The organism is Leclercia sp. LTM14, assembly GCF_023736175.1.
Classification (GTDB): domain Bacteria; phylum Pseudomonadota; class Gammaproteobacteria; order Enterobacterales; family Enterobacteriaceae; genus Enterobacter; species Enterobacter barmai.
Window position 1 is genome coordinate 19,385 of sequence record NZ_JAIKTT010000012.1, and the last position, 12,065, is coordinate 31,449.

Sequence of the window (12,065 nt, forward strand, 5' to 3'; positions counted from 1 at the left end):
CACACAAGATATGGGAAAATCAGATAGGTTTGCTGCCGGTGATGAGCTCAACGGGGGAGGGATTGCTATGTGCTTAAAAAAAGAAAAACCCCAACACCGCAGGGCATTGGGGTCACAGGGGACAGGTCAGAGACGGGCGTTACTTACGCAGAGCGAGCAGCGCGCCGATGAAGATGCTGATCGCCGCAACGGTACCTACTGCACACATCGGGCGTTCACGGATAAAGGTGTTAGCGCAGCCGATGGCATCGCAGGCGGCCTGCTTGCCGGTAGAGCGGCCCTGGAGGCGCGCACGGGTTTCTCGCAGCAGCGATTTGGCCTTACGTCTGGCGTCGTCCGCTTCGCCCTTCGCATCCGATCCCCAGGATTTCAAAACGCTTTCCAGCGAATCCGCTAATTTCCTCACATCGTCTTGGATATCCTGAACATTGTCATCAACGTCATTTCGGTTTGATCGGCTAAACATAAAGTTCTCCCTTGAATTTGCGGTAATTAACAGTTTAGACCACCTTTTTAATATCTGAAGCCGGTCACGGCTTATCAGGCCGTTTATGGATTTTTCTGAAAGCACTGCTAATGCTGAATACGGTAAGGTTGCCCGGCAGGAAATGATAACGAGGAAAGAATATGTATTTACGACCCGATGAGGTTGCGCGCGAACTGGAAAAAGCGGGATTTACCGTGGATGTGGTAACACAAAAAGCATACGGTTATCGCCGCGGCGATAATTATGTTTATGTGAACCGTGAAGCCCGCATGGGGCGCACTGCGCTGATCATTCATCCGACGTTGAAAGAGAGAAGTCTTTCCTTCGCGGAGCCTGCTTCAGAGATGAAAACCAGCGACCATTACCAGCAGTTCCCGCTCTATTTAGGGGGCAATAATCAGGAACATTATGGTATTCCGCATGGATTCAGTTCCCGCATGGCGCTGGAACGCTTTCTTAAAGGCCTGTTTGGCGACTCGCAATAACGACGCGACTGGCTTTCGCCAGTCGCCGTGCCTTACGCCTTGACCTGATGGTACTGGCTCACTTTAAACAGACGTCGGCAGTAATCGAGGAAATAGCCGTACACCGCGCCCATCATCATCGACACCACAATATTTGAGCTTACCGCAGCGGCGATCTGGTGCCAGTCTGCCCCCACCGTTAATAAAATCGCGACATATACCGGTGACTGAAAAGTGACGTACGCCACCACGTCGGCCAGATTTTTCATCCAGCCGGTGGATGAGTAGCGGCGGGCAAAACGCATCACCGCATCGCGATAGAAACCGTACGGCCATGCAATAAGAATGTTCACCGGGACGGCCACCAGGCGCGAGGAAAGTGATTGCTCGAAGGTCATTCCGGAGAGGAATATTTCAATCAGCATGTTCACCACCGAACAGTAGACTACCATTGCAAATGTGTCCGCTACAGCGTGGCGCAGGCGAGACTGCCGTGAGAACATGTTCTGACTCCTGAAAATGATACGATGAAGAGGCTAAAGCGCTTCTGAATAGTGCTTTAGTTTGCTTTATTTTTCGTGTATAGCGTATCTCTCTACATTAAAACTCTCAATTAGCGATAAATTTTTATTTACTGGCGTTTTGTCCGTAAAATTCTCTAAACGAACCGGTTTTACCAGCATTGCGTTATTTTCTTTTTGTTTGTCATTTTTTATGTTAATAAACAATTAGTTAAGTTTTATTTTTATCGCGCACCGCATGACCTGCCTTCCGGTGAGCAGAATGCGGCGATTTTGTTGCGGGTTATGTTGCCAAATGGATGTTATCCAGCGTAATGCTCTGGATTTGATTGCTGTGTTCTATGCAGTTTATATGAATGGGTATTCATTGTGGGGTGAGAGGGGAACTGCCTCAGGCGGCGGTTATATCACAGTAAAAATAAATAATGCTTAAACGCTTATTCTGAATAAATCATACAAAGTGAAAATAATCGTCATTATATATTGTTAATTCCCCCACCTTTGACCTGTATTATATTTTCGTGCGGTTTCGTCTGGATGTTCATAAACAAATGAATTACCATGGCCGGGAATTGATTATTTAAACGACTTTGAAAAGGTTTTCATATTATATGACTTCGACATTACAGAATCTTAATAATATTCGTACACTCCGTGCGATGGCGCGTGAATTCTCACTGGACGTACTGGAAGATATGCTGGAAAAGCTGCGCATTGTCACAGAAGAAAAACGTAATGAACAGTCTGAACTGGAGCAGGAGCGTGCCGAACAGCAGCAGAAAATTAGCGCCCTGCTGGAAATGATGAAAGCCGACGGTATTTCTGCTGAAGACCTGTTGGGCTCTGAGCTGCTGAACACCAGCGCGCAGCCTAAAAAACGTAAACCGCGTGCCGCAAAATATCGCTATACCGATGCCGACGGCAGCGAAAAAACCTGGACCGGCCAGGGTCGTACGCCGAAGCCAATCGCCACTGCACTGGCAGAGGGAAAATCGCTGGATGATTTCCTGATTTAATCCGTGCAGACCGGGCGGCGTTATTCCGCCCGGTAGCGGCTGCTCTCAGCAGACGCCAAAATCGCCATCTTCTTTATACAGCGTCACATCCGCTGCCTTCAGGGTGTATTTATCCCCGTCTTCGTTGCTTGCCTGCACCGCCACAATCTGATCTTCATGCACTTCGATCACTTTAAGTTTTGGTCCGCCCATACGCGGCTGAACGAGATCGCCAACAGAAAACATAGTTACCTCCTTATGATGGATGAGCTCCGAGCTTAGCCCAGGCGCAGGCCGCGGTACAGGGTTGCAGGGGGAATACCCCTTAATCGTCTGCCTAAACCTGTGTAAAGAGGGTAAAAGAGGGTAAAACTTCGCGCCAGCGCTGGCAGCCGTGCGTAGACTCGCTACGCTTAAAGAGAAAATCTCTTTTTTTACAATGACCTGACTGCTTGTATGGAGAATTTATGGGTTTCTGGCGTATCGTAATTACTATCCTGCTTCCCCCGCTTGGCGTCCTGCTGGGCAAAGGGTTTGGCTGGGCGTTTATCCTCAACGTCATCCTGACGCTGCTGGGCTACATCCCCGGTCTTATCCACGCGTTCTGGGTGCAGAGCCGCGGCTAATCCCGCCACAGCAAATCGCTGTAGATCCCGGTCAGCACCCCCTGGGGCGCAAACTGCTGTTTGATCCAGCGGGTGACCAGGCCGGTTGCCGCATGCTGCGTGGCGAGCAGCATGCGCGAGTCCTGGCGCGGGTTATTGATGCGCCGCGTCACCAGCAACCCCGCCTCTACGGCCTCTCTGGCCATATGCTCCGGTAAAAAACCGATCCCTTCCCCAAGGATCTGGCACTGGCACTTGGTATTAAAATCCGGGACCAGGATCGCCTCCTGGCCGTGCAGCAGCCAGCCCACTTTCTTATTAATGGTGTGCGCCGTGTCTTCGACCATGATGTTGGGATACAGACGCAGCTGGCTCTCGGCCAGCGGCTCCGGGGCCAGCGCCAGGGGATGGTCCGGGGCGATGGCGAACACCCAGCGAATAGCGCCAATCTCGGTGTAATCGATCCCGCCGCCATCCAGCAGGGTATCCGGCGCGCCAATGGCGATATTCGCCTGGTTATTGATGATCGAATCCCAGACCCCGTTATACACCTCGGTGGTCACCGTAATCTGGCAGGTGGGAAACTGTTTCTTCAGCACCTGCAGCAGGCGGGCGGTGTGGCGCGGGGTGTAGAGCAGCTGGTTGATGCAGATCCGCACCCGCGTTTCGATCCCCTGAGAGATGGTATCTATCCCACGTTTAATGGCATGGAAATCGTTCAGCAGATCGATCGCTTTACGGTAGAAGTAGAAGCCCGACTCGGTGAGCTCGATGCTGCGGGTGTTGCGCACAAACAGCACCACGTCGAGGCCGGTCTCCATGCGCTTGATGGTGTAGCTGATGGCTGAAGTAGTCACCCCCAGCTCGGTGGCGGCCTTGCTGAAGCTGCCGAAGCGTGCCGCAGTGGTGAACGCCAGCAGGTTCTCTTCGGTAAAGATGGAATTCATATTATCGCTCCCGGCACCCATCAGTTTTGAACATATTTTAACAAAGTGGTTACAACGCATTTGAAGCCGATCACAGTTCTGCCAAATAGCTGAGAGCCGCGTCGGACAAGGTCTGCGTAAACATAAGCAGAATGCAGCCTGCGAGGCTAAATAGCGGCAAAACATAAGGAAAAGATTGCACAGACGCACATTTTGACCGGACTGTTAAATTTATCTCAACAATGAATTGCCTGTCGATGAATCATTTTTAAGCGGATTCTTTTCTCACCAGGCCGTTGCTATGCTCAGTCCATCAGAAAGGAAAACCAGGAGTGTGGAAATGTCCAACAATGAACTCGTTACCGAATTTCTGTTAGCTGCCGAACAGGGTAATGCCGACGCATTAAAAGCCTGTCTGGAGAAAGGGGTGGATATTAACGCCACCAACCGGCAGAAAAGATCCGCCGTTATTATCGCCAGCCTGAATAAACACTATTCCTGCGTGGAGCTGCTGATTGCCGCAGGCGCCAATATCGACCAGCAGGATGAAACCTGTTTCAACCCGTTCCTGATTAGCTGCCTCACCAACGATCTCACCCTGCTGCGCCTGGTGCTGCCGGCCAAACCGGACCTCGACAGGCTGACCCGTTTTGGCGGCGTAGGGATCACCCCGGCCAGCGAGAAAGGCCATCTGGAGGTGGTGCAGGAGCTGCTGGCCCACACCGACATCAACGTCAACCACACCAACTTTGTTGGCTGGACGCCGCTGCTGGAGGCCATAGTGCTAAACGACGGCGGCCCTCGCCAGCAGGCGATTATTAAGCTGCTGCTCGACCACGGCGCCAACCCGCACATGACCGATAAATACGGCAAATCCCCCCTCGAACTGGCGCGGGAAAAAGGCTTCAGCGACATTGCCGACCTGCTGATCGCCGCCGGCGCGTAAACCCTGTGGCCAGCCGTTTCGCGCTGGCCTGAAATAAAAATAGCCTTTCCCCATCATGCCTTCGGGCGTGATATGGCCCCCTTTTGCCCGCATTCAGGAGGACGTAATGCCCACTAAAATCGTCATAAAAAAGAACACGTATTTTGATTCTGTTTCGCTGATGTCGGTTTCCACCAAAGCCAATAAACTGCCGGGCGTCGAGCAGGCTTTCGTGGCGATGGCCACCGAAATGAATAAAGGCGTCTTAAAAAATCTCGGCCTGCTGACGCCGGAATTAGAGGACGCTAAAAACGGCGACCTGATGATCGTCATTAAAGGCGAGGCCGCCAACGACGAAACCCTGGCCGCCATCGAGGCGCTGTTCACCCGCAAAGAGAGCGCGGGCTCACACGAATCGCGCTACGCCACCCTCGCCAGCGCTAAAACCCATCGCCCGGAGAGTAATCTGGCGGTGATCTCGGTCAACGGCACCTTCGCCGCCCGCGAGGCGCGTCAGGCGCTGGAGAACGATCTCAACGTGATGCTGTTCTCGGATAACGTCTCCCTCGACGACGAACTGGCGCTGAAACAACTGGCTCACGAGAAAGGGCTGCTGATGATGGGGCCGGACTGCGGCACCGCCATTATTAACGGTGCCGGGCTGTGCTTCGCCAACGCGGTGCGCTGCGGCCCGATTGGGATTGTGGGTGCCTCCGGCACCGGTAGCCAGGAGCTGAGCGCACGCATCCACGAGTTCGGCGGCGGCATCTCCCAGCTGATCGGCACCGGCGGTCGCGATCTCAGTGAAAAAATCGGCGGCCTGATGATGCTCGACGCCATCGCGATGCTGGAGGCGGACGACGCCACCCAGGTCATCGCGCTCATCTCAAAACCCCCTGCGCCTGCGGTGGCCGAGAAAGTGCTGGCCCGCGCCCGCGCCTGCCGCAAACCGGTCATTGTTTGTTTCCTCGGCCGCAATCAACCCCCGGCCGATGAAGAGGGGCTGCAGTTTGCCCGCGGCACCAAAGAGGCGGCGCTGAAAGCGGTTCTGCTCACCGGGATCAAAAAAGAGTCGCTGGATCTGCATCCACTCAACTGGCCGCTGATCGAAGAGGTGCGCGCCCGCCTGACCCCGCAGCAGAAGTACATTCGCGGCCTGTTCTGCGGCGGCACCCTGTGCGACGAAGCGATGTTCGCCGCGCTGGAAAAATATGATGACGTCTACAGCAACATCCAGCCGGATCCGGCCAGGCGCCTTGCGGATATCAACGTCAGCCAGGCCCACACCTTCCTCGATTTTGGCGATGACGACTTCACCAACGGCAAGCCGCACCCGATGATCGACCCGACCAACCGCATCAGCCGCCTGCTGCAGGAGGCGCGCGATCCAGAAGTGGGCGTGATCGTGATGGATTTCGTCCTCGGCTTCGGATCCCACGAGGATCCGGTAGGCGTAATGATCGAAGCGATCAAGGAGGCGCAGGCGATCGCCAAAGCCGATAACCGCCCGCTGGAGATCCTCGGCTACGTGCTCGGCACCGACCAGGATACCCCGTCCCTGAGCCAGCAGTGCCAGCTCCTGACCGACGCGGGTGTGATCTGGGCCAGCAGCAGCACCAACACCGGATTACTGGCACGTGAATTTGTCTTCAAAGGAGAGAAAGCCTGATGACCACCTTATTTAACCAGCCGCTGAACGTCATTAACGTGGGTATCGCGATGTTCAGCGACGATCTGAAGAAGCAGCACGTTCCGGTTACCCATCTCGACTGGACCCCGCCGGGGCAGGGCAATATGCAGGTGGTGGAGGCGCTGGATCAGCTGGCGGATAAACCGCTGGCGGAAAAAATTGCCGCCGCCAACAAACTCGCCCTGGAGCGCATTATTCAGTCCCATCCGGTGCTGGTGGGCTTCGATCAGGCGATCAACGTTGTGCCGGGCATGACCCGCACCACCATCCTGCACGCCGGTCCGCCGGTGGCCTGGGAGAACATGTGCGGGGCGATGAAAGGGGCGGTGACCGGGGCGCTGGTGTTTGAAGGGCTGGCAACCGATCTGGAAGACGCGGCGCGGCTGGCGGCCTCCGGGGAAATCACCTTCTCGCCGTGCCACGAGCATGACTGCGTGGGCTCGATGGCGGGGGTCACTTCGGCGTCGATGTTTATGCATATCGTCGAGAACAAAACCTACGGCAACCGCGCCTTCACCAACCTCAGCGAGCAGATGGCGAAGATTCTGCGCATGGGGGCCAACGACCAGAGCGTCATCGACCGTCTGAACTGGATGCGCGACGTGCTCGGCCCGATGCTGCGCGATGCGATGAAAATCATCGGCGAAATCGACCTGCGCCTGATGCTGGCCCAGGCTCTGCACATGGGCGACGAGTGCCACAACCGCAACAACGCGGGCACCACGCTGCTGATTCAGGCCCTGACGCCGGGGCTGATCCAGGCTGGCTACCCGGTGGAGCAGCAGCGCCAGGTGTTTGAGTTTGTCGCCAGCAGCGACTACTTCTCCGGCCCGACGTGGATGGCAATGTGTAAAGCCGCGCTGGATGCCGCCCACGGCATCGAGTACAGCACCGTGGTCACCACCATGGCGCGTAACGGCTACGAGTTTGGCCTGCGCGTCTCCGGCATGCCGGGGCAGTGGTTCACCGGCCCGGCGCAGCAGGTGATTGGCCCGATGTTCGCGGGCTACAAGCCGGAAGACTCCGGCCTGGATATCGGCGACAGCGCCATCACCGAAACCTACGGCATCGGCGGCTTTGCCATGGCGACGGCCCCGGCGATTGTCGCCCTGGTGGGCGGCACGGTGGAAGAAGCCATCGACTTCTCCCGCCAGATGCGCGAAATCACCTTGGGCGAAAACCCGAACGTCACCATTCCGCTGCTCTCGTTTATGGGTATTCCGACCGCCATCGACATCACAAGAGTCGCGGGCAGCGGCATCCTGCCGGTGATCAACACCGCCATCGCCCACAAAGATGCGGGCATCGGCATGATTGGGGCGGGCATCGTTCACCCGCCGTTTAGCTGTTTTGAAAAGGCGCTGTTGACCTTCCGCGATCGCTACTTCTTATAAGGTAAGCATCCATGAAAAGCATGAAACTGGAGTGGAAAAGAGGTGACTGGGCGGCGTACTTCGGGTTGATGACCAACAACCTGACGAACCTGCTGACCATGATGGGGCTGCTCATTTTCGTCGTCGGCATCCCGAAAGAGATTGTTTATGGACGTATTGCGCCGGCCTTCGGGCTGGCGGTACTGGTGGCGAGCATCTGCTACGCGTGGTTTGGCCTGCAGATGGCGCGCCAGACCGGGCGTAGCGACGTCACCGCGCTGCCGTCGGGGCCCAGCGCGCCGTCGATTTTCACCGTCACCTTTCTGGTGCTGATGCCGGTTTATCAGCAGACCGGCGACGCCGACTTTGCCATCCAGATTGGCCTGGTGTGGTGCTTCGTGGAGGCGATGATCCTCGCGGGCGGTTCGTTTTTAGGGGAAACCATCCGCAAGATGATCCCGCGTACCGTGCTGCTGTCGTGCCTGTCCGGTCTGGGCCTGCTGCTGCTGGCGATGAACCCGATGCTGCAGGCGTTCGAAGCGCCGACGGTCTCCTTCATCGTGCTGCTGCTGATCTTCATCAACTGGTTTGGCAAAAAGCCGATCTTCGCCCGCATCCCTACCGGCCTGCTGCTGCTGATCGCCGGTACCGCCCTCGCGTGGATCTCCGGCCTGCAAAGCCCGGAAGCGATCAAGGCCTCGATGTCCTCCTTCGGCTTTAACCCGCCGGAAGTGCATATCGACAGCTTTATGCAGGGTCTGCCGCACGCGCTGCCGTACCTGGCCTCTGCCGTTCCGCTGGGGCTGGCGAACTACATCTTTGACCTCGAGAACATCGAGAGCGCCCACGCGGCGGGGGACGAGTACCCGACCCGCAAGGTGATGCTGGCTAACGGTCTCTCCTCGATGCTCGGCTGCCTGATGGGCAACCCGTTCCCGGTGACGGTCTACGTCGGCCACGCGGGCTGGAAAGCGATGGGCGCGAGCATCGGTTACACGCTGGCGTCCGGCGTCACCATGTTCATCGTGCCGCTGTTCGGGCTGGGCGCCTTTATGCTCGCCATCATCCCGATGACCGCCATCGTGCCGATTCTGGTCTTTATCGGCGTGGTCACCGCCAACCAGGTGGTGAGGGAAACGCCCAAGGTGGAGGTGCCCGTCATCTTTATCTGTCTGTTCCCGTGGATCGCCAACTGGGCGCTGACCATGATGAACAGCGTGATGGGGGCGGCGGGAACCAGCGCGGCGAAGATCGGCACCGACGTCCTGCACAGCAAAGGGATTTACTACGAAGGACTGATGCACCTGGGTAACGGCGCACCGCTCGCCAGCATGCTATGGGGCTGTATCGCCATCTTCGCCATCGTCAACAAACCGCTGCGCGGAGCCGTTGCCGCCGCCGTCGGCGCGCTGCTGGCGCTGTTCGGGGTGATCCACGCCCCGGTAGTGGGCTTCGCGGAAGGCAGCTCGCTGACCTTTGTGCTGGCCTACCTGATGATGAGCGGCATGTTTGTGGTGAAGCATGTCCTGGACAGCCGGGAAGAGGCGCGAGCCGCTACGCCGATCTCTGAAGCCTGATTTGTCCCCTTACCATCTCCCTCTCCCCTATGGGGAGAGGGCCGGGGTGAGGGGCCCAGACCGCACTTTTCCCAAAGGAAAACACATGAAAGAACTCATGGTCGTTGCCATCGGCGGCAACAGCATTATCAAAGATAACGCCAGCCAGTCGATTGAACATCAGGCCCAGGCGGTAAAAGCGGTCGCGGAGTCGGTGCTGGAGATGCTGGCCTCGGACTATGACATCGTCCTCACCCACGGCAACGGCCCCCAGGTGGGGCTGGATCTGCGCCGGGCCGAGATTGCGCACGAGCGGGAAGGGCTGCCGCTCACCCCGCTGGCAAACTGCGTGGCCGATACCCAGGGCGGCATCGGCTACCTGATCCAGCAGGCGCTCAATAACCGTCTTGCCGCCCGCGGCGAGCAAAAGGCGGTGACGGTGGTCACTCAGGTGGAGGTGGATAAAAACGACCCCGGCTTTACCCATCCCACCAAACCCATTGGGGCGTTCTTCAGCGAGGCCCAGCGGAATGAGCTGCAACTGACCCATCCCGACTGGCATTTCGTCGAGGATTCCGGGCGCGGATACCGCCGGGTGGTAGCCTCGCCGCAGCCGGTACGCATCGTCGAAGCCGATGCCATCAAGGCCCTGACGCAAAAAGGCTTTGTGGTGATCGGTGCGGGCGGCGGCGGCATTCCGGTGGTGCGCACTGCCGGGGGCGACTACCAGAGCGTGGACGCGGTGATCGACAAAGATCTCTCCACCGCGCTGCTGGCCCGGGAGATCCGCGCCGACGTGCTGGTGATCACCACCGGGGTGGAGAAAGTGTGCATTAACTTCGGCACGCCGAACCAGCAGGCGCTGGAGACGGTCAACGTGGCGCAGATGACGCGCTACAGGGAAGAGGGCCACTTCCCGGCGGGCAGCATGCTGCCGAAAATTGATGCCAGCCTGGAATTCCTGCGCCACGGCGGCAAGCGGGTGATCATCACCTCGCCGGACTGCCTGCCCGCCGCGCTGCGCGGGGAAACCGGGACACACATCGTGGCCTAACCCCGGCGGGCTTCCAGCCCGTCGGGTACGAATACTTGAGTAAAAGGAAGAGACAATGACAGAGAATAAAAGCCGCCGGGAGTTTCTCAGCCAGAGCGGCAAAATCGCCACCGCTGCCACCGCCTGCGCGTTGTTTGGCGCGACCGGCTCCGTCGCGTATGCTGCGGACACAGCAAAACCGACCTGCGAGACGGGCAAACCGATGAACATCACCGCGACACACTACTATCTGGACAACGTGCTGCTGGAGGCCGGGTTTAACTTCGACGGCAACGTGGCCGTCAGCACCCGTACCGAGCTGAAAACGCTGGAGATCAAGGACGGCAAGATCGCCGCGCTGCTGGATAACAAAAGCCACGCCGACGCCACCCTACCGCACTACGATGCCGGCGGCAAACTGCTGCTTCCGGCGATGCGCGACATGCACATCCATCTGGATAAAACCTTCTACGGCGGCCCGTGGCGTTCGCTCAATCGTCCGGCGGGGACCACCATTCAGGACATGATCCGCCTGGAGCAAAAGCTGCTCCCGGAGTTACAGCCGTATACCCAGGAGCGGGCGGAAAAGCTGATTGACCTCATCCAGTCGAAGGGCTCCACCATCGCCCGCAGCCACTGCAATATCGAACCGGTCTCCGGGCTGAAAAATCTGGAAAATTTACAGGCGGTGCTGGCGCGGCGACGCGCAGGTTTCGACTGCGAGATCGTGGCCTTCCCGCAGCACGGTTTACTGCTCTCTAATTCTGAAAAGCTGATGCGCGAGGCAATGCAGGCCGGGGCGCACTACGTGGGCGGGCTGGATCCGACCAGCGTCGACGGGGCGATGGAAAAATCCCTCGACACCATGTTCCAGATTGCGCTGGATTACGGCAAAGGGGTGGACATTCACCTGCACGAAACCAGCCCGGCAGGCGTGGCGGCGGTGAACTACATGGTGCAGACCGTGGAGAAAACCCCGGCGCTGAAGGGCAAGCTGACCATCAGCCACGCCTTTGCCCTGGCGACGATGAACGAGCAGCAGGTGGACGAGATCGCCATCCGCATGGCGGCGCAGCAGGTGACTATCGCCTCCACGGTGCCGATTGGCACCCTGCATATGCCCCTCAAACAGCTGCGCGATAAGGGCGTATTTGTCATGACCGGCACCGACAGCGTGATCGACCACTGGTCGCCGTACGGCCTCGGCGACATGCTGGAAAAAGCCAACCTTTACGCCCAGCTCTACATCCGCCCGAACGAGCAGACGCTGTCGCGCGCGCTGGGTATCGCCACCGGTGACGTGCTGCCGCTGAACGACAACGGCGAGCGCGTTTGGCCGAAAGCGCAGGATGCCGCCAGCTTTGTGCTGGTGGATGCCTCCTGCTCCGCCGAAGCGGTGGCGCGCATCTCCCCGCGCACCGCAACTTTCCATAACGGGAATCTGGTGTGGGGTACGGTGGGTTGAGGACTCGGACGATCCCCTCTCCCTT

The 12,065-nt window shown here is 57.9% G+C and carries 13 protein-coding genes; 9 read left to right on the top strand and 4 right to left on the bottom strand.

What is annotated here, in order from left to right; translation table 11 throughout:
* Positions 1-139: 139 nt before the first annotated feature.
* Positions 140-466: a DUF883 family protein gene (locus K5I40_RS20045; RefSeq protein WP_223074782.1), complete on the bottom strand. Its 327-nt coding sequence runs from the start codon at positions 464-466 to the stop codon at positions 140-142.
* Between the two features lie 161 nt (positions 467-627).
* Between K5I40_RS20045 and K5I40_RS20050 the strand changes: the two genes are divergently transcribed.
* Positions 628-972 (top strand): DUF2002 family protein, encoded by a 345-nt coding sequence (locus K5I40_RS20050; RefSeq protein ID WP_039030004.1) that lies wholly within the window; start codon positions 628-630, stop codon positions 970-972.
* Between the two features lie 32 nt (positions 973-1,004).
* Here the strand turns inward: K5I40_RS20050 and alaE are convergent, their stop codons facing one another.
* Positions 1,005-1,454 carry an L-alanine exporter AlaE gene (gene alaE / locus K5I40_RS20055; protein ID WP_039030005.1) on the bottom strand — a complete coding sequence of 150 codons (450 nt, stop codon included), beginning with the start codon at positions 1,452-1,454 and terminating at the stop codon, positions 1,005-1,007.
* 629 nt (positions 1,455-2,083) lie between these two features.
* Here alaE and stpA point away from each other — a divergent pair.
* Positions 2,084-2,488, top strand: coding sequence for a DNA-binding protein StpA (gene stpA, locus K5I40_RS20060; protein WP_039030006.1), 405 nt, complete (start codon positions 2,084-2,086; stop codon positions 2,486-2,488).
* A gap of 45 nt (positions 2,489-2,533) precedes the next feature.
* On the opposite strand, the gene K5I40_RS20065 is transcribed toward stpA, so the two are convergent.
* Complete coding sequence (locus tag K5I40_RS20065; RefSeq protein ID WP_039030007.1) at positions 2,534-2,713, bottom strand: hypothetical protein; 180 nt, start codon at positions 2,711-2,713, stop codon at positions 2,534-2,536.
* A gap of 221 nt (positions 2,714-2,934) precedes the next feature.
* Between K5I40_RS20065 and K5I40_RS20070 the strand changes: the two genes are divergently transcribed.
* Positions 2,935-3,093: a YqaE/Pmp3 family membrane protein gene (locus K5I40_RS20070; RefSeq protein ID WP_039030008.1), complete on the top strand. Its 159-nt coding sequence runs from the start codon at positions 2,935-2,937 to the stop codon at positions 3,091-3,093.
* Here K5I40_RS20070 and K5I40_RS20075 read toward each other — a convergent pair.
* Positions 3,090-4,019, bottom strand: a complete 930-nt coding sequence (locus tag K5I40_RS20075; protein WP_138370590.1) for a LysR substrate-binding domain-containing protein — start codon at positions 4,017-4,019, stop codon at positions 3,090-3,092. The two genes, K5I40_RS20070 and K5I40_RS20075, sit on opposite strands and share 4 nt — an antisense overlap.
* Positions 4,020-4,338: 319 nt before the next feature.
* On the opposite strand from K5I40_RS20075, the gene K5I40_RS20080 reads away from it, so the two are divergent.
* The 6 genes from K5I40_RS20080 to K5I40_RS20105 all read left to right on the top strand — a co-directional run bounded on the left by K5I40_RS20080 (position 4,339) and on the right by K5I40_RS20105 (position 12,040).
* Positions 4,339-4,944 (top strand): ankyrin repeat domain-containing protein, encoded by a 606-nt coding sequence (locus K5I40_RS20080; RefSeq protein ID WP_223074783.1) that lies wholly within the window; start codon positions 4,339-4,341, stop codon positions 4,942-4,944.
* Between the two features lie 106 nt (positions 4,945-5,050).
* Positions 5,051-6,592, top strand: a complete 1,542-nt coding sequence (gene fdrA / locus K5I40_RS20085; RefSeq protein ID WP_223074784.1) for an acyl-CoA synthetase FdrA — start codon at positions 5,051-5,053, stop codon at positions 6,590-6,592.
* Positions 6,592-8,007, top strand: coding sequence for a DUF1116 domain-containing protein (locus tag K5I40_RS20090; protein ID WP_171029971.1), 1,416 nt, complete (start codon positions 6,592-6,594; stop codon positions 8,005-8,007). Before fdrA ends, K5I40_RS20090 begins: the two co-directional genes overlap by 1 nt.
* 11 nt (positions 8,008-8,018) lie before the next feature.
* On the top strand, positions 8,019-9,563 hold the full coding sequence (locus K5I40_RS20095) for a xanthine permease (protein ID WP_138370594.1): 1,545 nt from the start codon (positions 8,019-8,021) through the stop codon (positions 9,561-9,563).
* A gap of 85 nt (positions 9,564-9,648) precedes the next feature.
* Positions 9,649-10,596 (top strand): carbamate kinase family protein, encoded by a 948-nt coding sequence (locus K5I40_RS20100; RefSeq protein ID WP_223074785.1) that lies wholly within the window; start codon positions 9,649-9,651, stop codon positions 10,594-10,596.
* A 55-nt stretch (positions 10,597-10,651) separates the two neighbouring features.
* Complete coding sequence (locus K5I40_RS20105; protein ID WP_223074786.1) at positions 10,652-12,040, top strand: amidohydrolase family protein; 1,389 nt, start codon at positions 10,652-10,654, stop codon at positions 12,038-12,040.
* Positions 12,041-12,065 lie beyond the last annotated feature (25 nt).